Raw genomic sequence first — 24485 nt, 5'->3', positions numbered from 1 at the left:
CTAGGCCGCGGTGGGGGTGCTTTAGATGAGGCCCAGGGCCTTCACCTGCTCCATCTCGTCCAGAAGCTCCCGGGCGGTGATCTCCATCCTTTCCCGGGCGAAGGGGGTGATCTCCAGGCCCTCCACCACCGTATACACCCCGTCCTTGGCGGTGACGGGGAAGGAGTAGACGATGTCCTCGGGGATGCCGTACTCCCCCCTCGAGGGCACGGCCATGGAGACGAAGTCCCCCTCCGGGGTCCCCAGGGCCCAGTCCCGGATGTGCTCGATGGCGGCGTTGGCGGCGCTGGCCGCGCTGGAGGCCCCCCGGGCCTGGATGATGGCCGCCCCCCGCTGGGCCACGGTGGGGATGAAGACCTTCTCGTACCACTCCATGTCCACGAGCTCTAAGGCGGGCCTCCCGTCCACCTCCGCGTGGAAGAGGTCGGGGAACATGGTGGAGGAGTGGTTCCCCCAGACCGCAAGCTTCCGGATGCGGTCCACCGGGACCCCGGTCTTCTTGGAGAGTTGGGCCTTGGCCCGGTTGTGGTCCAGCCGGGTCATGGCGGTGAAGTTCCGGGGGTCCAGCCCTTCCGCGTTCTTGTAGGCGATTAGGGCGTTGGTGTTGGCGGGGTTGCCCACCACCAGCACCTTCACCTCCCGCTTGGCCACCTCCGCCAGGGCCCGGCCCTGCTCGGTGAAGATGCGGCCGTTCATCTCCAGGAGGTCCCGCCGTTCCATCCCCGCCTTCCTGGGGGCGGCCCCCACCAAAAGGGCGTAGTCCGCATCCCTAAAGGCCACCTTGGGGTCGTCGCTGGCCTCTATCCCCGCGAGGAGGGGGAAGGCGCAGTCCTCCAGCTCCATGATGACCCCTTCCAGGGCCTTCATGGCCTGGGGGATTTCCAGAAGCTGGAGGACGATGGGCTGGTCCTTGCCCAGCATCTCCCCCGCGGCGATGCGGAAGAGGAGGCTGTAGCCGATCTGTCCTGCGGCACCGGTCACCGCTACGCGTACGGGCGCTTTCATGGTTCCTCCTTAGCCCAGGGCCTTCTTGACGAGCTCCACGATCTCGTCAATGGTGTCCGCCACGGGGATCCCCGCCTCGGCGAAGGCCCTTAGCTTGGACTCCGGGGTCCCCACGTTCCCCATGATGATGGCCCCCGCGTGGCCCATCCGCTTGCCTTTAGGGGCGGAGCGGCCGCCGATGAAGCCCACCACCGGCTTCTTCATGTGGGCCTTCACCCAGGCCGCGGCCTCCTCCTCGTCCGAGCCCCCGATCTCCCCGATGAGGACCACGGCCTCCGTCTCCGGGTCCTCGTTGAAGAGGGGAAGGAGGTCTTTAAAGGTGGTGCCGATGACCGGGTCGCCCCCGATGCCCACGGTGGTGGTGGTGCCGATCCCTGCGGCGGAGAGGGCCGCCGCCGCCTCGTAGGTGAGGGTGCCCGAGCGGCTGATGAGGCCCACCCGGCCCCGCTTGAACACGTGGCCCGGCATGATGCCGATCTTGGTCTCCTCGGCGCTGATGATCCCCGGGCAGTTCCCCCCGATGAGCCGGGACCCCAGGGCCTTGATCTCCTCCACCGCCCGCACCATGTCCAGGGTGGGGATGCCCTCGGTGATGAGGACGATGAGGGGCACCCCCGCGTGGGCCGCCTCCAGGGCCGCGTCCGCGGCGGCGGGGGCGGGGACGAAGATGATGGAGGCGTCCACCTTGTGGTGGGCCACCGCCTCCTTCACCGTGTCGTAGACGGGGAGGCCCAGGACCTCCGTGCCCCCCTTGCCCGGGGTGACCCCGGCCACCACCTGGGTGCCGTAGGCCAGCATCTGCTGGGTGTGGAACTGCCCCTCCCGGCCGGTGATGCCCTGGACCAGGACGCGGGTTTCGCGGTTCACCAGGATCACGCCGCACCTCCCACCATGGCCACGATGGCCTTGGCCGCCTCAACCGATGTGGGGTACATGTACACGGGCTTGCCTTCCAGGAGCTTCTTGGCCTCCTCCTCCGCGGTGCCCGCCACCCGCATGACCACGGGCTTGGTGAGAAGGCCCTCCTCCAGGGCGCGGATGACCCCCTTGGCCACCTCGTCCGCCCGGGTGATGCCGCCGAAGATGTTGATGAAGACCCCCTTCACGTCGGGGTCCTTGAGGACCACCTTGAGGGCGTTGTAGACCACGTCCGCCTTGGCCCCGCCCCCGATGTCCAGGAAGTTGGCGGGCCTGCCCCCCACCCGGTTCACCAGGTCCAGGGTGTACATGACCAGCCCCGCCCCGTTCCCGATGATGCCGATGTTGCCGGAGAGCTTCACGTAGGCGAAGCCGTAGTTGCTGGCCTCCACCTCCAGGGGGTGCTCCGCCTCCACCTCCCTTAGCTCCGCGAGGTCCGGGTGGCGGAAGAGGGCGTTGTCGTCCAGGACGATCTTGGCGTCCGCGGCCACCACCTGGCCCTCGGCGGTCACCACCAGGGGGTTGATCTCGGCGATGGAGGCGTCCACCCCCTCGTAGGCCCGGTAGAGGTTCACCAGGACCTGGGCCAGCTTGTTGAGGTTGCCCTCGAGGCCCGCCTTCCGCACCATCTCCCGGGCCTCAAAGGGGCGGAAGCCCTTGTGGGGGTCAATCCAGAACTTGTGGATGGCCTCGGGGCGCGCCGCGGCCACCTCCTCGATGTCCACCCCGCCCTCCTTGGAGAGCATCAGGACCACCCGCTTTTGCGCTCGGTCCAGGATGAGGCCGGCGTAGTACTCCTTGGCGATGTCCACCGCCTCGGCCACCAGGACCTTCTTCACGGTGAAGCCCTTGATGTTCATCCCCAGGATGGCCTGGGCCTTCTCGTAGGCCTCGCTGGGGGTGTCCGCCAGCTTGACCCCTCCCGCCTTTCCTCTCCCCCCCGTGTGGACCTGGGCCTTGATGACCACCCGTTTGCCCAGCTCCTCCGCGATCCTCTTGGCCTCCTCGGGGGTGTAGGCCACCTTACCCGGGGGCACGGGGATGCCGTAGCGGGCTAGGATCTCCTTGGCCTGATACTCGTGCAGGTTCAACGGCCACCTCCTTGGCCTCGCGGCCGCCCGTATTATACCGGGGTTCTTGGGACGCTCAGCGCTCCACGGGGCGGGCGAAGAAGAGGCGGCCCACCTGGGTCTGGATGGCCTGGGTGATGGTCACCTCGATCTCCTGCCCCCGGTAGGCGATGCCGTCGTCCACCACCACCATGGAGCCGTCCTCCAGGTAGCCCACCCCCTGGTGGGGCTCCTTGCCCTCTTTCAGGATGAAGAGCCTCAGGGTGTCCCCCACCTGGAGCCTGGGCCTTAGGGCCTGGGCCAGGGCCTGGACGGAGAGGGCCTTCACCCCGTAGATGCGGGCCATCTGCAGGAGGGCCAGGTCGTTGGTCACCAAGGCGGCCCCAAGCTTCCGGGCTAGAAAAAGGAGCTTTTCGTCCACGCTCTCCCCCTGGGGGGTTTCCTCCAAGACGGCGAGCCCCACCAGGGCCTTAAGCCGTTCCAGGGTCTCCAGGCCCCGCCGGCCCTTGGCCCGCTTTAAGGCATCGGGGCTATCCGCGAAGTGCTGGAGCTCCTTCAGGACGAAGTGGGGCACGTAGAGGGGGCCCTCCAGGAAGCCCACCTCCGCCACCTCCGCCAAGCGGCCGTCCACCAGGACGCTGGTGTCCAAGACCTTCCCCCCAGGGCCCTTGGGCCTTTGGGGCAGGCGCAGGTAGTCCCGGTAGCCCAGGGCCAGATAGGCGAAAAGCCCCACCAGGAGAAGGGCCAGGAGGAGGCTGTGGTAGGGGGAAAACCCCGGCACCTGGGCCAGGAGGGTGGTGAGGAGGACGGCGAGGAGGAGGCCCAGGGTGGCCCCCAGGGTGAGGGCCACGGGAACCTCGGGGGGGAGATTCTTAAGCCGCTCACGAAGGGGGTGGAGGAGGGCCTCCAGCCTGGGGGCGAGGAGGAGGCCGCTGAGGAGGCCCGCCAGGGTGAGGTAAAGCCGGTTTAGGGAGAGGAGGCCCGCGCTTTGGGGGAGGAGGCCCAAGGCCTCGAGGCCCACCGAAAGCCGGAAGCCCAGGTAGGCGAAGAGGAGGTAGAAGAGGAGACGCCCCATCATCCCAGGGCGGCCTCCACCGCCTCCTCCAGCCTGCGCACGTTCCCAGGGTGGAGGAAGCGGCTAAACCCCGCCCGCTCCCCCTCCTTAAGCCTTCGCTCCAGCCCCACCACGCTCCTGACCTCCGCGGCCAGGCCCACCTCCCCGAGGGCGGCCAGGTCCTGGGGGAGGGGGCGGCCCACCACGGCAGAATACACCGCCAGGGCCACGGGGAGGTCCAGGCCCGGATCCAGCACCCTAAGCCCCCCGGCCAGGTTCACGTAGAGGTCCAGCCCGGAAAGGGGAAGGCCGAGCCGCCGTTCCAGCACCGCAAGCACCATGTCCACCCGGCGCCCGTCCAGCCCCTGCACCACCCGCCTAGGCGCGGGGAAGGGGGTCTTGGCGGCCAGGGCCTGGACCTCCAGGGCCAGGGCCCGTTCCCCGGCCAGGGCCAGGGCGATGGCGCTCCCCGGAACCCCCGTGGGCCTTTCCAAAAGGAAGGCCTCCGAGGGGTTTTTCACCTCCAGAAGCCCGCTTTCCTCCATGCGGAAGACCCCTAGCTCCCCCACGGGGCCGAAGCGGTTCTTGGCGCTCCTTAGGACCCGGTAGACCCCGGCGGTTTCCAGGTAAAGGGTGGCGTCCACCGCGTGCTCCACCGCCTTGGGCCCCGCCACCACCCCCTCCTTGGTCACGTGGCCCACCAAGAGGGTGGCCGTGCCGGTGGCCTTGGCGAAGCGCACCAGGGCGGTGGTGGCTTCCCGCACCGAAACCAGGCTTCCCGGCGCCCCACCGGCCTCGAGGGTCTGGATGGAGTCCACGAAGAGGACCTCGGGGGGGTTCTCCTCCAGGAAGGCGAGAAGGGGCTCGAGGCGGGTTTCCTTGAGGAGGAGGAGGTCCCTTAGCCCAAGCCGCCGGGCCCGTAGGCGGATCTGGGCCGGGGACTCCTCCCCCGCCAGGTAGTAGACCCGCTTTTCTAGGCGCTTCGCCATCTCCAGGAGGAGGGTGCTCTTGCCCACCCCGGGCTCCCCCCCGAGGAGGACCACCTCCCCGGGCACCAGGCCCCCCCCTAGGACCCGGTCCACCTCCCCTAGCCCCGAGGAGAACCGGCCCTCTTCCCCCTCCCCCACCTCCGCAAGCCGGAGGAGGGCCGGGGCGGGGGAGGGGGCTTTGGGGCCCGGTTTCGGGGCCTCCTGGACTTCCTGAAAACTCCCCCAGGCCCCGCACCCCGGGCAGCGGCCCAAAGGCTTGGGGGTGCGGTAGCCGCACTCCACGCAGCGGTAGGCGCTCTTGGCCATCTCCTGGGGTCCCCAGCCCGGCGTGCGCCGGGCTGGGGCCTCATACGAGGCTCAGCTCCTCCCCCTCCACCTCGTGGAAGGCCAGGTGCCCGTCCTCCACCGTCACGTGGAGGCGCCCCTCCGGCTTCTTGAGGAGGGCCAGGGCCAGGGGGTCCTCGATGCGCTCCCGGATCACCCCCCGCACCGCGCGGGCGCTCCCCGTCTTGGGGGCCTGCTCCACCACGAAGCGGGCCACCTCGGGGGCGAAGGTGACCTCGATGTCCCGGGCCTTGAGCTCCTTCCGAATCTCCTCCAGCATGAGCCCGGCCACCTGCACCAGCTCCTCTTCCGTAAGGGCCCGGAAGCGGATGACCTCGTCCAGCCGGTCCAGGAACTCGGGGGTGAAGAGGGCCTTCAGGGGGGACTCGGTGTCCACCTCCCGGGAGGTGAAGCCCACCGCGGGGCCCACGTTGTAGCCGGTGTTGGAGGTCATGATGAGGATCACCCGGCGGAAGTCCACGGTGCGGCCCATCCCGTCCGTGAGGCGCCCCTCGTCCAGGACCTGCAGGAAGGTGTTGTAGATGTCGGGGTGGGCCTTCTCAATCTCGTCCAGGAGGACCACGCTGAAGGGCTGGCGGCGCACGGCCTCCGTGAGCCGGCCCCCCTGCTCGTACCCCACGTAGCCCGGGGGTGCGCCGATGAGCTTGGAGATGGAGTGGGGCTCCTGGAACTCGGACATGTCAAAGCGGATGAGGGCCCGTTCCGAGCCGAAGAGCACCTCCGCCAGGGCCTTGGCCAGCTGGGTTTTCCCCACCCCGCTTTGGCCCACGAAGAGGAAGCTGGCGGCCACGCGGGTCCGGCCCCCAAGGCCCACCTGGGCCCGCCTCAGGGCGTTGGCCAGGGCCCGGATGGCCTCCTCCTGGCCCACCACCCGCTTCCTGAGCTCCTCCTCCAAGTGGGCCAGCTTCTCCAGGTCGCGGTCGTCCGCGTAGATCCCGCCCCAGGAGTCCACCACCGCCTCGAGGTCCTCCCGGGTGACCACGGGGGTGCCGTCCTCCTCCTCGGCCACGGGCAGGCCTAAGGAGGCGTTGAGGCGCACCCGGCTCGCCGCCTCGTCGATGAGGTCGATGGCCTTGTCCGGGAAGTTGCGCCCAGGAAGGGAGCGGATGCCGATCTTCACCGAAAGCTCCAGCACCTCGTCGGGGATGACCACCCCGTGGTGGGCCTCGTAGCGGGGGCGGAGGCCTTTTAGGATCTCCAGGGTCTCCTCCGGGGAGGGCTCCAGCACGATCACCGGCTGGAAGCGCCGCTCCAGGGCCGCGTCCTTTTCAATGTAGCGGTGGTACTCCCCGGTGGTGGTGGCCCCGATGACCTGGATCTCCCCCCGGGCCAGGGCGGGCTTCATGATGTTGGCCGCGTCCAGCGTCCCCTCCGCCCCCCCGGCCCCGATGAGGGTGTGGAGCTCGTCGATGAAGGCGATGACCTTGGCGTTTTTCAGCTCCTCTATGATCTGCCGCAGGCGCTCCTCAAACTCCCCCCGGTACTTGGTCCCGGCCACCACCCCCGCCAGGTCGATGGCCACCACCCGGGCCCCCCGCAGGATGGGGGGGACCCGGCCCTCCACGATGGCCTGGGCCAGGCCTTCCACGATGGCCGTCTTGCCCACCCCGGGGTCGCCGATGAGCACGGGGTTGTTCTTGGTGCGCCGGGCCAGGATCTGGATGACCCGGTTGATCTCCTCCTGGCGCCCGATGACCGGGTCCAGCTTCCCTTCCCGGGCCTCCTTGGTGAGGTCGCGGCCGTACTCGTCCAGGAAGGGGGTGTTCACGGGCTTTTCCCGCTCCCGGCCTTCCGCCATGGCCAGCACCCGCCAGCGGATGGCGTCAATGTCCTTGGCGAAGTGGGTGAGGATGCGGTAGGCGATGCCGTCCCCCTCGCGGATGATGCCGAGGAGGATGTGCTCCGTGCCGATGACCTGGGCCCCCATGTTGCGGGCCTCGGCGCTGGCCAGCTCCATGACCCGCCGGGCCCGGGGGGTGATGGCCGGGGGTTCTCCCGTACGGCTCCCCTCGCCCCGGCCCACCAGCTCCTCCACCATGCGGCGCATGGCCTCGAGGCTCGCCCCGTACTCCTGGAGGATGCGGGCCGCGGTCCCCCCCTCGCGCATCAGGCCCAAGAGGAGGTGCTCCGGGCCGATCATGGAGTGGCCTAGACGGCTCCCCTCCTCCCTTGCGTAGTGAAAGACCAGCCTGGCGCGGTCGTCGTACCTGTTCATCATCCCCCTCTACCCACATTCTAGCCTAAAGGCCCCCGGGCGGGCCGTTTGCGCCCGGGGTTACCTTGGGCCTGGAGGCAGGTTTTCGGGTATCATGCCCCCTAATCGGGGCTTAGGGCCCCTTAGGGAGGGAAAATGCCGGCCAGCACCCTTGACGAACTGGTGGCGCTTTGCAAGCGGCGTGGGTTTATCTTCCAGGGTTCGGAGATCTACGGGGGCCTTCAGGGCACCTACGACTACGGCCCCTTGGGGGTGGAGCTCAAGAACAACCTCAAGCAGGCCTGGTGGCGAAGGAACGTCTACGAGCGGGACGACATGGAGGGCCTGGACGCCAGCATCCTCACCCACCGCCTGGTCCTCCACTACTCGGGCCACGAGGCCACCTTCGCCGACCCCATGGTGGACAACCGCATCACCAAGAAGCGCTACCGCCTGGACCACCTCCTAAAAGACCAGAAGCCCGAGGTCCTGGCCCGGCTCTACCGGGCCATGGAGGTGGAGGGGGAGGCGGGCCTCCACGCCCTGGTGCAGGCCATGATGGCCGCCCCGGAGCGGGCTGGGGGGGCCATGACCGCGGCGGGGGTGGTGGACCCGGCTACGGGCGAGCCCGGGGACTGGACCCCGCCCCGCTACTTCAACATGATGTTCAAGACCTACGTGGGGCCGGTGGAGGAGGAGGCCGCCTTGGCCTACCTCCGCCCCGAGACCGCCCAGGGCATCTTCATCAACTTCAAAAACGTCCTGGACGCCACCAGCCGCAAGCTTCCCTTCGGCATCGCCCAGATCGGCAAGGCCTTCCGCAACGAGATCACCCCCAGGAACTTCATCTTCCGGGTGCGGGAGTTTGAGCAGATGGAGATCGAGTACTTCGTCCGCCCCGGGGAGGACGAGTACTGGCACCGCTACTGGGTGGAAGAACGGCTCAAATGGTGGCAGGAGATGGGCCTTTCCCGGGAGAACCTGGTCCCCTATGAGCAGCCCAAGGAGGAGCTCGCCCACTACGCCAAGGCCACGGTGGACATCCTCTACCGCTTCCCCCACGGCCTCGAGGAGCTGGAGGGCATCGCCAACCGCACGGACTTTGACCTGGGGAGCCACACCAAGGACCAGGAGGAGCTTGGGATCACGGCCCGGGTCCTCAGGAACGAGCACTCCACCCAGCGCCTGGCCTACCGCGACCCCGAGACAGGCCGCTGGTTCGTCCCCTACGTGATTGAGCCCTCCGCGGGGGTGGATAGGGGGGTCTTGGCCCTCCTCTCGGAGGCCTTCACCCGCGAGGAGCTTCCGAGTGGGGAAGAGCGCATCGTCCTCAGGCTCAAGCCCCAGCTTGCCCCCATCAAGGCCGCGGTCATCCCCCTGGCCAAGAACCGCCCCGAGATCACGGACTACGCCAAGCGCCTCAAGGCCCGCCTCCAGGCCCTGGGCCTCGGCCGCATCCTCTACGAGGACACGGGCAACATCGGCAAGGCCTACCGCCGCCACGACGAGGTAGGCACCCCCTTCGCCATCACCGTGGACTACGACACCATCGGCCAGAGCAAGGACGGCACCACCAAGCTCAAGGACACCGTCACCGTGCGGGACCGGGACACCATGGAGCAGATCAGGCTCCATGTGGACGAGCTGGAGGGGTTTTTGCGGGAAAAGCTCCGCTGGTGATACCATGGGCCCCATGAGGGTCGCGGTGGTGGGCGCCACGGGGGCGGTGGGCCGGGAGATCCTGAAGGTCTTGGAGGCCCGCCGCTTCCCCCTTTCCGAACTCCGGCTCTACGCCTCCCCCCGCTCCGCGGGGGTGAAGCTCCCCTTCATGGGGGAGGAGATCCCGGTGGAGGCTTTGCCCGAGGGGCCTCTCCCCGTGGACCTGGTCCTGGCCAGCGCGGGGGGAAGCCTCTCCAAGGCCTACGCCCCCCGCTGGGTGGAGGGGGGGGCCTTGGTCATAGACAACTCCAGCGCCTTCCGCTACGAGCCCGAGGTGCCCCTGGTGGTGCCCGAGGTGAACCGGGAGGCCATCTTCCGCCACAAGGGCCTCATCGCCAACCCCAACTGCACCACCGCCATCCTGGCTATGGCCCTCTGGCCCCTCCATAAGGCCTTCCGCGCCCAGCGGGTCGTCGTGGCCACCTACCAGGCGGCCTCGGGGGCGGGGGCCAGGGCCATGGAGGAGCTCCTTACGGAAACCCACCGTTTCCTCCACGGGGAGGCTCCCAGGGCCGAGGCCTTCGCTCATCCCCTTCCCTTCAACGTCATCCCCCACATAGACGCTTTCCAGGAAAACGGGTACACCCGGGAGGAGATGAAGGTGGTGTGGGAGACCCACAAGATCTTTGGGGATAGCTCCATCCGCATCAGCGCCACCGCGGTGCGGGTCCCCACCCTGAGGGCCCACGCGGAGGCGGTGAGCGTGGAGTTCGCCCACCCCGTGACCCCGGAGGCCGCCCGGGAGGTCCTGAGGGGGGCCCCGGGGGTGGAGGTGGTGGACGAGCCCGGGAACAAGCGCTACCCCATGCCCCTCACGGCCAGCGGCAAGTGGGACGTGGAGGTGGGCCGCATCCGGAAGAGCCTGGCCTTTGAGAACGGCCTGGACTTCTTCGTGGTGGGGGACCAGCTCCTTAAGGGGGCGGCCCTCAACGCGGTCCAGATCGCCGAGGAGTGGCTTAAGGGGCCCTAAGCCAAAGCCAGTACTCCCGGTTCCCCTCCTTGCCCGGCAAGGGGCTTTCCGTTTCCCCCAAAACGGTAAAGCCCAGCTCCTCCGCCTTGGCCCTCACCCGCCTTAGGGCCTCCCGCCTCAGGGCCTCGTCCCGCACCACCCCCTTGTGGGCCCCGGGCCAGAGCTCAAACTGGGGCTTGACGAGAAGGAGGGCCTCGCCCCCAGGCTTCAGGAGCCCTTTCAGGGCGGGGAGGACCAGGGTGGAGGAGATGAAGGAGAGGTCGGCCACCGCGAGGTCCACGGGTCCGGGGAGGGCCGCTTCCCGGGCGTCCACCCCCTCCAGGCTCACCACCCGGGGGTCCTCCCGGAGCCTGGGGTGGAGCTGGCCGTGGCCCACGTCCACCGCGTAGACCCGCCCCGCCCCCCTTTCCAGGAGGACCTGGGTGAAGCCCCCGGTGCCCGCCCCCAGGTCCGCCGCCACCTTGCCCGCCACCTCCAGGGGGAAGGCCGAAAGGGCCCCCAGGAGCTTGTAGGCCCCCCGGCCCACGTAGCGCTCCTCCTCCAGGAGCTCCACTTCCCCGGTCACGGGGTGGGCGGGCTTGGTCACCACCTTTCCCCCCACCCGCACCAGGCCCTTCTGGATGAGGGCCTTGGCCTTCTCCCGGCTTTCTGCCAGGCCCTGTTCCACCAGGTACCGGTCCAGGCGCACAAGGGTATTATGGCCCCGTGGAGCCGGATCTTTCCGGGGTGTGGTACGTCTTGGAGGGGGAGCCGGGGGAGCACCTGGTGGTGGAGGCCCTGGGGCGGAGGCTTTCCGGGGTGTGGACTGAGGAGGCCCTGGCCCAAGGCTTCCTGGCCCACCACCCCCACCTCGGCATGCGGGTGAGCCCCTTGGGGAGCCGGGCCCTGAAGGAGGCCTTCCTGAGGGCCTTGGGGCTTCTTGGGGTGGAGGCGGTCTTGGTGGACTACCGGCCCGGGGCCCACCGGGCCCGGGTGGTGGAGGTGGGGGATCTCTTGAAGGAGGTTCAAAATGCGTAAGGGGTTGGTGCTTTTGGTCCTCTTGGGCATGGCCTTGGCCCAGCGGGTGGAGGTGGGTCTAGGAAGCCCCTTTGGGCTTCAGGGTGGGGTGCGCTTTCCCCTTCTGCTCCTCCTGGAGGGGCGGGCCTACGGGGGGGTGGGCCCGGAGGCCCTAGGGGGCGGGGTGGACCTCCTCCTAAAGGCCCCCCTCACCGACCTCTACGGCGGGGTGGGGGTCTTCTACGGCACGGGGCCGGCCTTAAGCCTTCCCCGGGAAGGGGCGGGGCAGGGGGGCGTGCGGGGGGTCCTGGGCACCTGGCTCAACCTGCCCCTGCCCTTCCTGGGGGTTTACGTGGAGCTCCACCCCGTCTACTACCTAACCCCGGGCCAGGGGTTTGGCCTGGGGGCGGCCCTGGGGGTGAGCCTGGGACTTTAGGTCCTGTACCCCTCCTTCAGGGGCACGATGCGGTTGAAGACCAGGCGGTCCGGCCTCGAGTCCACGGGGTCCTGCCAGAAGTAGCCGAGCCTCTCCAGCTGGTAGCGGGTGTCCTTGGGGTCCTTGGCCACGCTGGGCTCAACGTAGCCCCGCTTGACCTCGAGGGCCTTCGGGTTCAGATTCTTGAGAAAGTCCCCCCCCTCCTCGGGGTCCTCCCTGAGGAAGAGGCGGTTATATAGGCGGAACTCCGCGGGCAGGGCGTGCCGGGCGGAGACCCAGTGGATCACCCCCTTGGGCCTCACCCCGTCCGCCGGGTTCTGGCCCAGGGTCTCGGGGAGGATGCGGGCTTTGAGGAGCTTTACCTCCCCGCCTTCCTCCACCACCTCCTCAAGCTCCATCACGTAGGCGTGGCGCAGGCGCACCCGCTGCCCCGGGGCGAAGCGTTTCCAGCCCTTCGGGGGGTCCAGGCTGAAGTCGCTTTGCTCAATGTAGATCCGGTCCGAGAAGGGCAGAAGGCGGCTTCCCTCCTTGGGGATGTCCCGGGGCCAGTAGGGGGCTTCAATCCATTCCTCCCCCTCGTAGTTGGTGAGGACCACCTCCAGGGGGTCCAGCACCCCAAGGACCCTCGGGGCGAGGGGGTTCAGGTCGTCCCGGATGACCTCTTCCAAAAGCTCCATCTCCACCCGGGCCTCGTGGCGGGAAACGCCGGTTTTGTGAATAAAGGTCCGGATGGCCTCGGGCCGCACCCCCCGGCGCCTCAGGGCCCGGAGGGTGGGGAGGCGGGGGTCGTCCCAACCCGAGACGTACCCCCCCTCCACCAGCTTGATGAGCTTCCGTTTGGAGAGGACGGTGTAGGTGAGGTCCAGGCGGGCGAACTCGTACTGGTAGGGCCTCGGGGCCTCGGGGAGGCCGCACTTCCCCTTCAGGTTTTCAATCACCCAGTCGTAGATCGCCCGGTTGTTCTCAAACTCCAGGGTGCAGAGGGAGTGGGTGATCCCCTCAATGAAGTCCTCCAGGGGGTGGGCGAAGTCGTACATGGGGTAAATCACCCAGCGGTCCCCCGCGTGGTAGTGGGGGGCGTGGACGATGCGGTAGAGCACGGGGTCCCGCAGCTTGAAGTTGGGGTGGGCGGGGTCGATCTTGGCCCGCAGGACCCGGCTTCCGGTGGGGAACTCCCCCTGGGCCATGCGCTGGAATAGATCCAGGTTTTCCTCCACGCTCCGCTCCCGGTAGGGGCTCGGTTTCCCCTCAGCCCTGAGCGCGCTCATCTCCTCCTCGGAAAGGTCGTCCACGTAGGCCTTCCCTTCGCGAATGAGGGTGAGGGCGCACTCGTACATCTGGTCAAAGTAGTCCGAGGCGTAAAGGACCCTGGTGGGGGTGAAGCCCAGCCAGCGCACGTCCTCCTCGATGGCCCGGGCGTACTCCTCCTTTTCCGTCTCAGGGTTGGTGTCGTCAAAGCGGAGGTTGCACTCCCCGCCGAAGTCCAGGGCCAGGCCGAAGTTTAAGACGATGCTCCGGGCGTGGCCGATGTGCAGGTAGCCGTTGGGCTCCGGGGGGAAGCGGGTGCGAAGGGCCTCGTACCGGCCTTCCCGGAGGTCTTTTTCCACGATCTCGGTGATGAAGCTCTCGGGGGCGACGCCCATAGGGAAAAGTCTACAGGAGGGGTGGGCTTAAAACTGGGGTTTCCGCTTCTCAAAGAAGGCCCTTATGCCCTCCTTCAGGTCCCCCGTCTCCCGCACCCAGGCGTTGGCCAAGGCGGCCAGGCGGAAGCCCTCCTCGAGGCCCATCCCCGGGAGGGCGGAAAGGAGCTCCTTGGTGAGGCGCAAGGAGGTGGGGGCGTTCTCCGCCACGCCCTCGGCCAACGCCACCGCCTCCTCCAGGCCCCGCCCCTGGGGGGCCACCCGGTTCGCAAGCCCCAAGGCCTTGGCCTCTTCCGTCTCGAGGAGCCTCCCCGTGAGGAGGAGGTCCTTGGCCACCTTCTCCCCCACGGCCCGCACCAGGAGGACGGAGACCAGGGCGGCCACGAAGCCGATCTTGACCTCCGTGAACCCGATCCTCGCCCCCTCCTCCATGACCACCAGGTCGCAGGCCAGGGCCAGCCCCGCCCCCCCCGCCACCGCGGGGCCCTGCACCGCGGCCACCGTGGGCTTGGGGTAGGTGTAGACCCGGTGGAAGAGGCGGAGGAGGGAGAGGGAGTGGGCGTAGTTCTCCTCGGCCCCCATCTCCGTCACCCGCTCCAAAAAGGCCAGGTCGGCCCCCGCGCTGAAGGCGGGCCCTCTCGCCCCCAGGACCACGGCCCGCACCCCCTGGTCCCCCTCCAGGGCCTCCAGGGCCTCCAGAAGCCCCTCCACCAGGGGAGGGGAGAGGGGGTTCCTGCGGTCCGGATCGTTCAGAAAGACCTTGGCCACGCGCCCTTCTTCCACCTGGACCATGGCCCCATTGTACCGGAGGGGTTTCCCCTGCTACACTGCCCTTAGCCCGCAAACCTAAGGAAGCGCCTTGGGCGGGCTAGGAGGTGGTGTAGATAAAGGAGTACCTGACCAACGAACGCATCCGCGCCAAACAGGTCCGGGTCATCGGCCCGGACGGCCAGCAGCTCGGCATCATGGACACCCGGGAGGCCCTGCGCCTGGCCCGGGAGCAGGACCTGGACCTGGTCCTGGTGGGCCCCACCGCCGACCCCCCGGTGGCCCGGATCATGGACTACTCCAAGTGGCGCTACGAGCAGCAGGTGGCCGAGAAGGAGGCCCGGAAGAAGGCCAAGCGCACGGAGGTCAAGTCCATCAAGTTCCGGGTCAAGATAGACAACCACGATTATCAGACCAAGCTGGGCCATATCAAGCGCTTCCTGGAGGAGGGCCACAAGGTTAAGGTGACCATCATGTTCCGGGGGCGGGAGGTGTCCCACCCGGAGCTGGGCCAGCGCCTCCTGGAGCGGGTGGCGGAGGACCTTAAGGGCCTGGCCGTGGTGGAGATGAAGCCCGAGCTTCTGGGCCGGGACATGAACATGCTCCTGGCCCCGGCCAAGGTTTCCGCCTAGACCCGCTTCCCTCCTTCTGCTATAGTGGGGTGGCCTTGGAGCTCCCAAGACCCCCTTTTGGGGGCGCTCCGAAGGCCACGGGAGGAACCATGCCGAAGGTGAAGACCCACAAGGGCGCCAAGAAGCGGGTAAAGGTGACCGCTTCGGGCAAGGTGGTGGCCATGAAGACCGGGAAGCGCCACCTGAACTGGCACAAGTCCGGCAGCGAGATCCGCCAGAAGGGGCGGAAGTTCGTCCTGGCCGAGGCGGAGGCGGAGCGGATCCGGCTCCTCCTGCCTTACGAGTGAGGGAGGTGAAGGATGCCGCGCGCTAAGACCGGGGTTGTCCGCCGCAGAAAGCACAAGAAGATCCTCAAGCTGGCCAAGGGCTACTGGGGCCTGCGCTCCAAGAGCTTCCGCAAGGCGCGGGAGACCCTCTTCGCCGCCGGGAACTACGCCTACCGCGACCGCAAGCGGAAAAAGCGGGACTTTCGCAGGCTCTGGATCGTGCGCATCAACGCCGCCTGCCGCCAGCACGGCCTGAACTACTCCACCTTCATCCACGGCCTGAAGAAGGCGGGGGTGGAGCTGGACCGGAAGGTGCTGGCCGACCTGGCGGTGCGGGAGCCCCAGGCCTTCGCCGAGCTGGTGGCCAAGGCCAAGGCCGCCCAGGCCTAGCCCTTTCCCCTTCCCTCCCCACCCGTAGGTGGGGAGGGCTTTCCCATGAAGGCCCTTTACGTCCTGGCGGTGGCCGCCCTGCCCCTGGTGGAGCTCAGGGGGGCCATCCCCTTGGGGGTGGCCTTGGGGTTTAGCCTGTGGGAGGCCTTTTTCCTGGCCCTCCTCGGCAACCTCCTGGTGGCCCCCTTGGCCCTCTTCCTCCTGCCCTACGCGGTGGGGGTTGTGGTCCGCGTGCCCGCCCTGGCCCGGCTTTGGGAGGCCCTGGAGGCCCGGGTGCGCCTGAAGGGGGAGGAGCAGGTCCAGCGGCTCGGGGCTTTCGGCCTCTTCCTCTTCGTGGCTGTGCCCCTGCCCGGCACCGGGGCCTGGAGCGGGGCGGTGCTGGCGGTGGTCCTGGGGCTTAGGCGCCGGTATGCCCTCCTCGCCATCTCCCTGGGGGTGGTGGCCGCGGGGGTCTTGGTCCTCCTCCTTACCGGGGGGGCGGTGGCCGGGCTAAACTACCTGCGATGACGGCCTTCCTCCTCCCCTTGGCCTATCTGGTGGGGGCCCTTCCCCTGGGGTACTGGCTGGCCCATAGGCGCGGGGTGGAGCTGCGCACAGCAAGCCCCTACACCCTGGGGCTGGAAAACGCCCTGAAGCGCTTGGGCTTTGGCCTCCTTCTCCTCACCTTCCTCCTGGACTTCCTGAAGGGGTACCTGCCCCTCCTCCTCCCCCGGGCCTTGGGGGTGGGCCTCGAGGGGGCCTTGGCCCTCGGGGTGGCGGTCTATCTGGGCCACCTCTACCCCCTCTTCTTCCGCGACCCCTGGCCGCTTAGGGCCAAGGGGGCCGGGGTCCTCCTGGGGGTTCTTGCCGGCCTACCCCTAAGCCCGGAGCTTGGCCTCATCCCCGTGGCCCTGGGCCTCGCTCTCTACGCCCTCACGGGCTACGCCTCCTTGGGGAGCCTAGGCCTCCCCTTGGGGCTTTTCCTGGTCCTCCTCTTCGGGCCCTTTTCCCCTCTCGCCCGGGGCTTGGGCGGGGCCCTTTTCCTCCTCGCCCTTTGGCGCTACAAGGAGAACCTGGGGCGGATCCTGGAGGGCACGGAGCCCAAGCTCGGCTCCCCCCTTCCCCTCCCCTCCGAGCGGCAGGCGGTCTGCGCCTTCCTCATCCACCCCCTCACGGTGGAGGACTTTTGGCAAAGCCCCCGCTTCCGCTGGCTCCGCCCCCTGGTCCGGTGGGGCCTCCTTAGGCCTGAGTGGATGGAGCGCCTGGCGGAGCGCTTCCGGCCCATGAAGGTGGGGGAGGTGCGGGGGGTAAAGACGGCGGACGGGCGGGAGATCCTCTGCCACCTCATCTCCGCCCCCCTCCTGCCCCACCAGATCAAGGGGAAGCCCGAGCTGGCGGTGAAGCGGGCCATCCAGGGGGCGCGGCTCGCCAGGGAGCTTGGGGCCACGGTGGTGGGCCTCGGGGCCTTCTGGAGCGTGGTGGGGGAGAAGGGGAAAAGGGTGCAGGAGGCGGTGCCGGACATCCAGGTCACCAACGGGGGGGCCTACACCGCGGGCACGGTGAAGGCCGCCATCCCCGCCATCCTGGCCCACTTTGCCCAAGGGGGGCGGGACCTCAAGGGGACGGTGGCCGCGGTGGTGGGGGCGAATGGGGTGGTGGCCTTCGGCATCGCCCGGCAGATCGCCCCCTACGTGGGGAAGCTCATCCTGGTGGGAAGGGACTTGGAGAGGCTTCAGCGGGCGGCGGAGGCCTTGAGGAAGAACCTGGAGCGCAAGGGGGAAGCCCCGGAGATGGTGGCCACCACGGAGGTCGGGGCCATCAAGGAGGCCGACCTGGTCTTCACCGCCACCAGCGACCCGAACCCCGTGATCTTCCCCGAGCACGTGAAGCCCGGGGCCTGGATCTACGACGAGGGCGTGCCCCCCGACGTCCACCCGAGGGTTAGGGAGGTTCCCGGGGTGCGGGTCATCCCCGGGGGGGTGGTGCGCCTGCCTGGGGCGGCCCGGGCCACCTTGGACCTCCACTTCGGGGCCCCCGACCAGGTCCCCGCCTGCCTGGCGGAGACCATGATCCTGGCGGCGGAAGGGGCCTTTGAGCGGAAGAGCCTGGGGGGCGAGGTGCTCTCCGAGAACATCCAGTTCTTCGTGGAGCGGGCGGAGGCCCTGGGGTTTAGGGTGGTGGAGTAGTGTGGCTCCTCCTCGCCCCCACCCGCCTCGAGGCCCCCTTCCTTAAAGGGGAGCCCTTCCCCTTTCTGGGCCGGATGGGGCTCAAGGGGAAGGGCTTCGTCTTCCTGGAAACGGGGGTGGGGAAGGTGAACGCCGCCCTGGCCCTCGCGCACTGGGCCTCGAGGCACCCCGTGGAAAGGGCCCTCCTCTTCGGGGTGGCGGGGGCCTACCCGGAGGCCGGCCTTGGCCTGGGGGAGGCCGCCTTGGTGGCGGAGGAGGTGGAGGCCGACCTGGGTTTGGAGGAGGGCCTTGAGCCCTTGGGCTTCCCGGCCATGGCGGTGGAGGGGGAGCCCCTTTACAACCGCTTTCCCCTGGACCCTGCCCTTACGGAAGCCCTGGCCGCCCTTTTGGGCCTTCCCTTACGGGTGGGCCTCACCCAAGACCGCCCTTCGGAAAGCCTGGAAGAGGCGAAGAGGCGGGCTGCCCGCTGGAACGCCCACCTGGAGAACATGGAGGGGGCGGCCTTCGCCCGGGCCTGCCTAGCTTTAGGGGTGCCGGGGGCGGAGCTCCGGGCGGTCTCCAACCCCGCGGGGGTGCGGGACCGGGGGGCCTGGCGGCTTGGGGAGGCGGTTTCCGCCCTAAGGGAAGCGGTCTTAGCCCTCCTCTGACTGCCCCGCCGAGGCGAACGCTTGGGCGGGGGCCCCAGAAAGGGTGCCGAGGCGCCAAAAAAGCCCCCGCCCGGGGGCGGGGGTGGCTCTACTTCCGGTAGAAGGCCTCGGCCTTGTCCCAGTTGATCACGTTCCAGACCGCCTGGAGGTAGTCCGCCCGGCGGTTTTGGTACTTGAGGTAGTAGGCGTGCTCCCAGACGTCGATGCCCACGATGGGGGTGAAGCCCTCCATCACGGGGTTGTCCTGGTTGGGGGTGGAGAGGACGTGGAGCTTGCCGAAGGGGTCCTTGACGAGCCAGGCCCAGCCCGAGCCGAAGCGGGCCATGGCCGCCTGGGTGAGCTTTTCCTTCAGGGCCTGGAAGCCCCCAAACTGCTCGTCAATGGCCTTCTTGAGCTCGCCCACGGGCTCCTTGGCCCCCCCGGGGGTGAGGAGCTCCCAGAAGAGGCTGTGGTTCAGGTGGCCGCCCCCGTTGTTGCGCACCGCGGTCTGGATGTCCTGGGGGAGGGCCGCGAGGTGGCGGAGGAGGACCTCCACCTCCACCCCGTGCAGGTAGGGGTACTTTTCCAGGGCGGCGTTGAGGTTGTTCACGTAGCCCCCGTGGTGTTTCTGGTGGTGGATCTCCATGGTCTGGGCGTCGATGTGGGGCTCGAGGGCCGTGTAGGGGTAACCGAGCTCAGGCAGCTTAAACGGGTACGGCATACTGCACCTCCAAAGGAACACTATAAAGGGCCCACCCCTGCGTAGGGTGGGCCCTCTCACAAAAGCCTACTGGCCCTCGTGGGGCTTGGCCAGGCGCAGGGGCTCTACCCAGCGGTCAAACTCCTCCTCCGTGAGGTAGCCGAGCTCCAGGGCCGCCTGCTTCAGGGTCTTCTTCTCCTTGATGGCCTTCTTCACGATCTCCGCCGCCTTGTCGTAGCCGATGGCCTTGTTCAGGGCGGTGGCCAGCATGGGGTTTTTCTGGAGGTGCTCCTCTATGCGCTCCAGGTTGGGCTCAATTCCCTTGGCCAGGTGCTCGTTGAAGGACTCCATGGCGTCCGCGAGGAGCTTGATGGACTCGAGGGCGGCGTCCGCCATCACCGGCTTGTAGACGTTGAGCTGGAAGTTCCCCTGGCTCCCGGCGAAGGCCACCGCGAGGTCGTTCCCGAAGACCCGCACCACCACCATGGTAAGGGCCTCCACCTGGGTGGGGTTCACCTTCCCCGGCATGATGGAGCTTCCCGGCTCGTTGGCGGGGATGAAGATCTCCCCGATGCCCCCGTAGGGCCCCGAGGCCAGCCAGCGCACATCGTTCCCCATCTTCATCAGGGCCCCGGCCAGGGTTCGGAGGGCCCCCATCACCTGCACCAGCTCGTCGTGGGCGGCCAGGGCGGCGAAGCGGTTCTCCGCTACCCGGAAGGGGAGGCCGGTTTCCTCCGCCAGGTACTGGGCCACCAGCGCCCCGAAGCGGGGGTGGGCGTTGAGGCCCGTGCCCACCGCGGTGCCCCCGATGGCCAGGTTGTGGAGGCCCTTTTCCGCCTCCTTCACCATGGAGAGGGTGTTCTTGAGCTGGGCCGCCCAGCTCCCCACCTCCTGCCCCAGGGTGATGGGCACCGCGTCCATGAGGTGGGTGCGCCCGATCTTGACGATCCCATCAAAGGCCCGGGCCTTTTCCTCCAGGGTCTGGATGAGGGCCTTCGCCGCGGGGTAAAGCCTTTCCCGTAGGGCCAGGGCCACGGCCACGTACATGGCGGTGGGGAAGGTGTCGTTGGAGCTCTGGCCCCGGTTCACGTGGTCGTTGGGGTGGACGTACTTGCTCCCCAAGGGCTTTCCCAGGATCTCCGAGGCCCGGTTGGCGATGACCTCGTTGACGTTCATGTTGGTCTGGGTGCCCGAGCCCGTCTGGAAGACCACCAGGGGGAAGTGGTCGTCCAGCCTCCCCTGGGCCACCTCCTCCGCCGCCTGGACGATGGCCCGGGCGATCTCCTCGGGAAGCTCCCCAAGCTCCAGGTTGGCTCTGGCCGCGGCCTTTTTCAAAAGCCCATAGGCCCGGATGATCTCCAGGGGCATGCGGAACCGCCAGGCCCCGATCTTGAAGTGCTCCAAGGAGCGCTGGGTCTGCGCCCCCCAGTAGCGGTCCGCGGGCACCCTGACCTCCCCCATGGTGTCCTTTTCCACGCGGTATTCCATAGCCTTACCTCCGGCCTTGATTTTACCCTCGGGTAAGATGGGGGCATGAAAGACGCGTACATCGTGGCGGTGGCCCGCACGCCCATCGGCCGGTTTGGCGGAAGCCTCAAGGACCTAAGCCCCGTGGACCTGGCGGCCCACGCCATGGGGGCGGCCTTGGAGCGGGCGGGGGTGGAGGGGAAAGCGCTGGACCTCTACGTGTTCGGCCAGGTCCTAAGGGCCGGGCACGGACAGCTTCCCGTGCGCCAGGCGGCCCTAAAGGCGGGCATCCCCAAGGAGGTGGACGGCTACCAGGTGGACATGGTCTGCGCCTCGGGGATGATGGCGGTCCTCAACGGGGTGCAGTTCATCCGCACCGGGGAGGCCCACCTGGTTCTGGCGGGGGGGATGGAGTCCATGAGCCAGGCGGGCTTCTACCTCTCCCACCGCGCCCGCTGGGGGTACAAGTTCCTCCTGGGGGCTCCGGAGGGGCTCCAGGACATCCTCCTCCGGGACGGCCTTTCCGACCCCTTTAGCGGGGAGGCCATGGGGGAGCAGGCGGAAAGGCTGGCCCAGGCCTACGGCGTGACCCGGCAGGAGGTGGACGAGGCGGCCTTCCTCTCGCAGAAGCGGGCGGCGGAGGCCACGGAAGCGGGGATCCTCGCCTGGGAGATCGCCCCCCTCGAGGTCCCCGGCAAAGGGGGCCCTGTGGTGGTGGACAAGGACGAGGGCATCCGCCCCGAAACCACCCTGGAAAGCCTTTCCGCCTTGAGGCCCGCCTTCCGCAAGGACGGGATCCTCACCGCGGGGAACAGCAGCCAGATCTCCGACGGGGCCGCGGCCCTCCTTCTCGCCTCGGAGGAGGCGGTGAAGGCCCACGGCCTCAGGCCCCTGGCCCGGGTCCTCGGGGGGGCCTGGGCCGCGGGGGAGCCCTGGCGCTTCCCCGAGGCCCCCATCCCCGCGGCCAAGCGGCTTCTGGATAGGCTCGGGATGGCCGTCTCCGACTTCGGCCTCTTTGAGAACAACGAGGCCTTCGCCCTGAACAACGTCCTCTTCCACCGCCTCCTGGGGGTGCCCTACGAGCGGCTCAACGTCTTCGGGGGGGCGGTGGCCCTGGGCCACCCCATCGGGGCCAGCGGGGCCCGGATCCTCGTCACCCTCCTGAACGCCCTCAGGGTGAAGGGGGAGGCGCGGGGCCTGGCCGCCATCTGCCACGGCACCGGGGGTTCGGCCGCCTTGGCCCTGGAGCGGGTTTAAAGTACCCCACCGAAGCCCCAGCTTCGGTGGGGGGGTGCTTAAAGAAGGCCATCCAGCTCAAAGGCCTCGAGGCGGAACTCCTCCAGGGCCACCTGGAAGGCCCCGTTTTGGGCCAAAAACCGGGCGGCCTCCCTTAAGGTGGCCTCCACCCAGGCGGGGTCGTTCCCCAAGACGCTCAGGCCCACCACCTCGTACCCCCAGGCGTCCAGGCCGTAAAGCCTGGCGGCGGAAACGGGAAAGCGGGCCCTAAGCCTTTCCAGGGCCGGCTTCACCAGGGCCCGCTTCTCCTTGAGGCTCCGGGCGGGGGTTTCCAGCCGGGCGGTGTAGAGGCCGAGGTACGCCTTCACGCTTCCCATTTTGCCTTAGAGGGGCTTAGAACATGGGCCCGATGCGGAAGTGGAGGATGCCGGTGGGCTTCTCCGGGCTGAAGGCGTAGTCCAGCCTCAGGGAGGGGAGGAGGGCCCCGAAGACGTCCAGGTCCAGCTGGAAGCCAAGCCCCACCCCCCACTTGGCCCCCCCGGTGTTGTCGGCGAGGCCCAGGTCGGCGAAGAGGATGCCGTAGAGGTTCGTCCCCCCTTGGGGGGAGAGGTTGAAGTCGTACCGGTACTCCACGTTCCCCGTGGCGAAGGAAAGCCCCCCGTACTTCCGGTCCTCGTAGCCCCTTAGGAGGAAGGCCTCCCCCCCGCCCCCCGAGAGGTAGAACCGCTCCCCTTCCGGGGGGTAGCCGAGGAGGGTGCCGAGGGAGACCTTGAAGGCCAGGGCCTGCCGCCGGGCTTCGTCCAGGGGGAGGTAGGTCTTGGCCGTGGCCACCAGGGGCACGAAGAAGCTCCGCCCCCCCGTGTCCGGCAGGGAAAGGCCGAGGCCCGTGGAAAGCCCCGCCTCGTACCCCTGGGTGCGGAAGCGGGGGTTGTCCACGTCCACGTACGCCCCGCCCAAGTCCAGCCTCAGGGTCCAGCCCGGGGTGGGGAGGAGGCCTTGGGCCAGGTTCACGTCCTTATACCCCGTCCCGTCGCAGTACTTGGGGCTCGTGGTGTCCGTGACGCTGGGGTCGCAGGGGGCGTTGGGGTCGTAGACCTCGAGGGCGTAGGAGGAGCGGCGGAGGCTTAGCCCCGTGGAGAGGCGGAGGTTTTCCAGCTCCTTGGAGAAGGGGCGGCTTAGGCTTACCCCAAACCCCGTGCGCCTTTCCGTGTACTCCCAGCCGGTGTCCGTGGAGCCCTGGAGGAGCTTGTTGTTCCCGATGGGGTTGGAAAAGGCGCTTAGGGAGACGCTGGTGCGCACCTCTTTGAGGTCGGCGAAGTCCAGGTAGAGCCAGGGCACGGTGTAGCCCGCGCTCAAGGAGAAGTTGTCCCGGGCGTCGTTTTGCAGGAAGGCCAGGTCCAGGGAAATCTGGTGGGCCAGGCCGAAGAGGTTGGTTTCCTTGAAGGAGAGGCTCCCTGACCAGCCCTCCAAAGAGCTCCAACCGATGGCCGGCTGGAAAAGCCCGGTGCGGGCCTCCTTAAGCCCCAAGACCACCGTGACCTGCTCCGGGCTCTCCCCGGGGGCCAGGCCCACCCTCGGGGGCTCCGCCAAAAGCCCCGTGGCCATGAGCCGGGCCAGGGCCTGGCGCAGGGCGGGAACGCTGAAGAGGCTTCCCGGCTTGGGGAGCTCCCTGAGGATGACCTCGTCCTGGGTGCGGTGTTCGCCCGCCCACTCCAGCCGGTACCCCCCCACCTTGAGCTCCACCACCTCGAGGCGGTACACCCCTTCCCGGAAGCCGGGGCGCACGTCCGCCACCTCGAGGCCCTTTTCCCGGTAGAAGGCGGCCACCCGGCGGGCGTCCTCCTGGGCCAGGGTGGGGGTGTAGACCTCCCCCGGCTTCAGCCGGAGGAGGGCAAAGACGGTCTCTTGGGGGAAAGCCGTCACCCCCGTAAGCTCCACCCCGGCGATCCGCCCCCCTTCGGGGCCCACCTGGAGGCGGACGGCCACCCCCTCCCCTTCCGGGAGGAGGGCGAACTCCACCACCCGGGAAAGGGCCCGGGAGAGGGCCTGGACCCCTTCCAGGAGCTTCTCGTAGTTCAGGTAGTCCCCCGGCTTTAGGGGAAAGGCGCTGAGGTCCAGGCCCTCCCCTTCCAGCCGCGCCACCTTGAGCTCCCGCACGGCCACCCGCAGGGTTCCCTCCTCCAGGGTGCTCCCTGCGGGGTCAGGGCCGCTAAAGCGGTAGCCCGCCCGCTCGTAGCGCTCGGCCATGGCCCTTAGCGCCTCCTGGTAGCGGGCGAAGTCAAAGGGGCCCTTGAGGGGTTCCAGGAGCCGGAGGAGCTCCCCTTCGGGCAGGAGGGAGACCCCTTCCAGGCGCACCGCCTTCACCTCCGGGCCCTCCTCCACCCGGAAGGCCAGGCTCACCCCGTCCGCCTCCTCCTTGGCCTCCAGGGCCACCTTGGGGGTGAAGGGGAAGCCCGCCTGGCGGTAGGCCTGGGCCAGGCCTTTGGCGGCCTCCTCCGCCCTTAGGGGGTTGTAGGTGGCCCCGGGGCCCAGGGCGAAGTTCTCCTCCAGGAAGCGGAGGAGGCCCGCCTCGGGGAAGGCCTTGGCCTCCACCCGCACCGCCTTTAGGGGGGGGTTGGGGACGAGGCGCACCCGCAGGACCCGCCCTTCCAGCCGGACCTCCACCGCTTTGAAGTAGCCCGTGGCCAGGATGGCCCTCCGGGCCGCCTCCAGATCCCCGGGCTCGTCCCCCACCCCAAAGGGGAGGGCGGCCCGGGCCAGGGCCTGGAGCACGGGGTCGGCCCCCTCCACCGCCACCTCCTCCAAGGGGGCGGCCAGGGCCAGAAGGCCGAAGAGGGCTAAGGTCAGAAAACGCTTCATGGCGGAAAGCATACCGGAAAGGGGTGAAGGGGCGGTGAGA

At 68.7% G+C, this 24485-nt stretch carries 24 protein-coding genes; 11 read left to right on the top strand and 13 right to left on the bottom strand.

Annotated features, from left to right (window positions below):
• Positions 1-21 precede the first annotated feature (21 nt).
• Genes B043_RS0109210 through B043_RS0109185 form a run of 6 tightly spaced genes read right to left on the bottom strand, consistent with a single transcriptional unit; the run spans position 22 to position 7596 of the window.
• Positions 22-1005, bottom strand: coding sequence for a malate dehydrogenase (locus B043_RS0109210; RefSeq protein ID WP_016329017.1), 984 nt, complete (start codon positions 1003-1005; stop codon positions 22-24).
• 9 nt (positions 1006-1014) lie between these two features.
• Positions 1015-1881 (bottom strand): succinate--CoA ligase subunit alpha, encoded by an 867-nt coding sequence (gene sucD, locus B043_RS0109205; RefSeq protein WP_016329018.1) that lies wholly within the window; start codon positions 1879-1881, stop codon positions 1015-1017.
• Positions 1878-3014, bottom strand: coding sequence for an ADP-forming succinate--CoA ligase subunit beta (gene sucC, locus B043_RS0109200; RefSeq protein ID WP_016329019.1), 1137 nt, complete (start codon positions 3012-3014; stop codon positions 1878-1880). Before sucC ends, sucD begins: the two co-directional genes overlap by 4 nt.
• A gap of 55 nt (positions 3015-3069) precedes the next feature.
• Positions 3070-4071: a PIN/TRAM domain-containing protein gene (locus tag B043_RS0109195; RefSeq protein WP_026234210.1), complete on the bottom strand. Its 1002-nt coding sequence runs from the start codon at positions 4069-4071 to the stop codon at positions 3070-3072.
• A complete protein-coding gene (gene radA / locus B043_RS0109190) occupies positions 4068-5342 on the bottom strand; it encodes a DNA repair protein RadA (RefSeq protein ID WP_016329021.1) in 1275 nt (424 codons plus the stop codon). Before radA ends, B043_RS0109195 begins: the two co-directional genes overlap by 4 nt.
• A gap of 40 nt (positions 5343-5382) precedes the next feature.
• Positions 5383-7596 (bottom strand): ATP-dependent Clp protease ATP-binding subunit, encoded by a 2214-nt coding sequence (locus B043_RS0109185; RefSeq protein WP_026234209.1) that lies wholly within the window; start codon positions 7594-7596, stop codon positions 5383-5385.
• Positions 7597-7731: 135 nt separating this feature from the next.
• Here B043_RS0109185 and B043_RS0109180 point away from each other — a divergent pair, with 135 nt between their 5' ends.
• Positions 7732-9255, top strand: a complete 1524-nt coding sequence (locus tag B043_RS0109180) for a glycine--tRNA ligase (RefSeq protein ID WP_018461780.1) — start codon at positions 7732-7734, stop codon at positions 9253-9255.
• Between the two features lie 13 nt (positions 9256-9268).
• A complete protein-coding gene (locus tag B043_RS0109175) occupies positions 9269-10264 on the top strand; it encodes an aspartate-semialdehyde dehydrogenase (protein WP_026234208.1) in 996 nt (331 codons plus the stop codon).
• On the opposite strand, the gene B043_RS0109170 is transcribed toward B043_RS0109175, so the two are convergent.
• On the bottom strand, positions 10251-10952 hold the full coding sequence (locus B043_RS0109170) for a TlyA family RNA methyltransferase (RefSeq protein ID WP_018461778.1): 702 nt from the start codon (positions 10950-10952) through the stop codon (positions 10251-10253). The genes B043_RS0109175 and B043_RS0109170 overlap by 14 nt on opposite strands.
• Positions 10953-10969: 17 nt before the next feature.
• Here B043_RS0109170 and B043_RS0109165 point away from each other — a divergent pair, with 17 nt between their 5' ends.
• Entirely contained in the window at positions 10970-11281 is a 312-nt protein-coding gene (locus B043_RS0109165; RefSeq protein ID WP_016329026.1) for a DUF3234 domain-containing protein, read from the top strand.
• Positions 11274-11696 carry a hypothetical protein gene (locus tag B043_RS0109160; protein WP_018461777.1) on the top strand — a complete coding sequence of 141 codons (423 nt, stop codon included), beginning with the start codon at positions 11274-11276 and terminating at the stop codon, positions 11694-11696. Before B043_RS0109165 ends, B043_RS0109160 begins: the two co-directional genes overlap by 8 nt.
• Here the strand turns inward: B043_RS0109160 and B043_RS0109155 are convergent.
• Together B043_RS0109155 and B043_RS0109150 are read right to left on the bottom strand one after the other, a co-directional pair.
• Positions 11693-13339, bottom strand: coding sequence for a glutamine--tRNA ligase/YqeY domain fusion protein (locus tag B043_RS0109155; protein ID WP_018461776.1), 1647 nt, complete (start codon positions 13337-13339; stop codon positions 11693-11695). The two genes, B043_RS0109160 and B043_RS0109155, sit on opposite strands and share 4 nt — an antisense overlap.
• Before the next feature lie 27 nt (positions 13340-13366).
• Positions 13367-14128: an enoyl-CoA hydratase/isomerase family protein gene (locus B043_RS0109150; protein WP_018461775.1), complete on the bottom strand. Its 762-nt coding sequence runs from the start codon at positions 14126-14128 to the stop codon at positions 13367-13369.
• 92 nt (positions 14129-14220) lie between these two features.
• On the opposite strand from B043_RS0109150, the gene infC reads away from it, so the two are divergent.
• The 6 genes from infC to mqnB all read left to right on the top strand — a co-directional run bounded on the left by infC (position 14221) and on the right by mqnB (position 18204).
• Positions 14221-14736 (top strand): translation initiation factor IF-3, encoded by a 516-nt coding sequence (infC, locus tag B043_RS0109145; RefSeq protein ID WP_016329030.1) that lies wholly within the window; start codon positions 14221-14223, stop codon positions 14734-14736.
• A gap of 89 nt (positions 14737-14825) precedes the next feature.
• Positions 14826-15023, top strand: a complete 198-nt coding sequence (gene rpmI, locus B043_RS0109140; RefSeq protein ID WP_018461773.1) for a 50S ribosomal protein L35 — start codon at positions 14826-14828, stop codon at positions 15021-15023.
• A 12-nt stretch (positions 15024-15035) separates the two neighbouring features.
• Positions 15036-15392 (top strand): 50S ribosomal protein L20, encoded by a 357-nt coding sequence (gene rplT, locus B043_RS0109135; RefSeq protein ID WP_018461772.1) that lies wholly within the window; start codon positions 15036-15038, stop codon positions 15390-15392.
• A 45-nt stretch (positions 15393-15437) separates the two neighbouring features.
• Positions 15438-15899, top strand: coding sequence for a COG2426 family protein (locus tag B043_RS0109130; protein WP_016329033.1), 462 nt, complete (start codon positions 15438-15440; stop codon positions 15897-15899).
• The gene (locus B043_RS0109125) at positions 15896-17557 is read left to right on the top strand and encodes a glycerol-3-phosphate acyltransferase (protein ID WP_018461771.1); all 1662 of its coding nucleotides are present in this window, start codon (positions 15896-15898) and stop codon (positions 17555-17557) included. Before B043_RS0109130 ends, B043_RS0109125 begins: the two co-directional genes overlap by 4 nt.
• The gene (gene mqnB, locus B043_RS0109120; RefSeq protein WP_018461770.1) at positions 17557-18204 is read left to right on the top strand and encodes a futalosine hydrolase; all 648 of its coding nucleotides are present in this window, start codon (positions 17557-17559) and stop codon (positions 18202-18204) included. The genes B043_RS0109125 and mqnB overlap by 1 nt, the downstream gene beginning before the upstream one ends.
• An 88-nt stretch (positions 18205-18292) precedes the next feature.
• On the opposite strand, the gene B043_RS0109115 is transcribed toward mqnB, so the two are convergent.
• Together B043_RS0109115 and fumC are read right to left on the bottom strand one after the other, a co-directional pair.
• On the bottom strand, positions 18293-18904 hold the full coding sequence (locus B043_RS0109115) for a superoxide dismutase (protein WP_016329036.1): 612 nt from the start codon (positions 18902-18904) through the stop codon (positions 18293-18295).
• Positions 18905-18970: 66 nt separating this feature from the next.
• Complete coding sequence (fumC, locus tag B043_RS0109110) at positions 18971-20371, bottom strand: class II fumarate hydratase (protein WP_018461769.1); 1401 nt, start codon at positions 20369-20371, stop codon at positions 18971-18973.
• Between the two features lie 45 nt (positions 20372-20416).
• On the opposite strand from fumC, the gene B043_RS0109105 reads away from it, so the two are divergent.
• Positions 20417-21607 carry a thiolase family protein gene (locus B043_RS0109105; protein WP_018461768.1) on the top strand — a complete coding sequence of 397 codons (1191 nt, stop codon included), beginning with the start codon at positions 20417-20419 and terminating at the stop codon, positions 21605-21607.
• Between the two features lie 38 nt (positions 21608-21645).
• On the opposite strand, the gene B043_RS0109100 is transcribed toward B043_RS0109105, so the two are convergent.
• Positions 21646-21954, bottom strand: coding sequence for a DUF503 domain-containing protein (locus B043_RS0109100; protein ID WP_026234207.1), 309 nt, complete (start codon positions 21952-21954; stop codon positions 21646-21648).
• Between the two features lie 25 nt (positions 21955-21979).
• Positions 21980-24445 carry a BamA/OMP85 family outer membrane protein gene (locus B043_RS0109095; RefSeq protein ID WP_018461767.1) on the bottom strand — a complete coding sequence of 822 codons (2466 nt, stop codon included), beginning with the start codon at positions 24443-24445 and terminating at the stop codon, positions 21980-21982.
• Positions 24446-24485: the final 40 nt, after the last annotated feature.

This window comes from Thermus oshimai DSM 12092 (assembly GCF_000373145.1).
Classification (GTDB): domain Bacteria; phylum Deinococcota; class Deinococci; order Deinococcales; family Thermaceae; genus Thermus; species Thermus oshimai.
The sequence above is the reverse complement of the archived record's forward strand: the minus strand, read 5'-3'. Positions and strand labels throughout refer to the sequence as shown.

Excerpts from the sequence above, each read along its gene's own strand:
- B043_RS0109105 (WP_018461768.1), top strand. The coding sequence starts at position 20,417 with ATGAAAGACGCGTACATCGTGGCGGTGGCCCGCACGCCCATCGGCCGG.
- B043_RS0109125 (WP_018461771.1), top strand. The coding sequence starts at position 15,896 with ATGACGGCCTTCCTCCTCCCCTTGGCCTATCTGGTGGGGGCCCTTCCC.
- B043_RS0109095 (WP_018461767.1), bottom strand. The coding sequence starts at position 24,445 with ATGAAGCGTTTTCTGACCTTAGCCCTCTTCGGCCTTCTGGCCCTGGCC.
- B043_RS0109115 (WP_016329036.1), bottom strand. The coding sequence starts at position 18,904 with ATGCCGTACCCGTTTAAGCTGCCTGAGCTCGGTTACCCCTACACGGCC.
- rpmI (WP_018461773.1), top strand. The coding sequence starts at position 14,826 with ATGCCGAAGGTGAAGACCCACAAGGGCGCCAAGAAGCGGGTAAAGGTG.
- radA (WP_016329021.1), bottom strand. The coding sequence starts at position 5,342 with ATGGCCAAGAGCGCCTACCGCTGCGTGGAGTGCGGCTACCGCACCCCC.
- B043_RS0109195 (WP_026234210.1), bottom strand. The coding sequence starts at position 4,071 with ATGATGGGGCGTCTCCTCTTCTACCTCCTCTTCGCCTACCTGGGCTTC.
- B043_RS0109185 (WP_026234209.1), bottom strand. The coding sequence starts at position 7,596 with ATGAACAGGTACGACGACCGCGCCAGGCTGGTCTTTCACTACGCAAGG.
- B043_RS0109150 (WP_018461775.1), bottom strand. The coding sequence starts at position 14,128 with ATGGTCCAGGTGGAAGAAGGGCGCGTGGCCAAGGTCTTTCTGAACGAT.
- B043_RS0109210 (WP_016329017.1), bottom strand. The coding sequence starts at position 1,005 with ATGAAAGCGCCCGTACGCGTAGCGGTGACCGGTGCCGCAGGACAGATC.
- B043_RS0109155 (WP_018461776.1), bottom strand. The coding sequence starts at position 13,339 with ATGGGCGTCGCCCCCGAGAGCTTCATCACCGAGATCGTGGAAAAAGAC.
- B043_RS0109160 (WP_018461777.1), top strand. The coding sequence starts at position 11,274 with ATGCGTAAGGGGTTGGTGCTTTTGGTCCTCTTGGGCATGGCCTTGGCC.
- fumC (WP_018461769.1), bottom strand. The coding sequence starts at position 20,371 with ATGGAATACCGCGTGGAAAAGGACACCATGGGGGAGGTCAGGGTGCCC.
- B043_RS0109175 (WP_026234208.1), top strand. The coding sequence starts at position 9,269 with ATGAGGGTCGCGGTGGTGGGCGCCACGGGGGCGGTGGGCCGGGAGATC.
- rplT (WP_018461772.1), top strand. The coding sequence starts at position 15,036 with ATGCCGCGCGCTAAGACCGGGGTTGTCCGCCGCAGAAAGCACAAGAAG.
- B043_RS0109180 (WP_018461780.1), top strand. The coding sequence starts at position 7,732 with ATGCCGGCCAGCACCCTTGACGAACTGGTGGCGCTTTGCAAGCGGCGT.
- B043_RS0109130 (WP_016329033.1), top strand. The coding sequence starts at position 15,438 with ATGAAGGCCCTTTACGTCCTGGCGGTGGCCGCCCTGCCCCTGGTGGAG.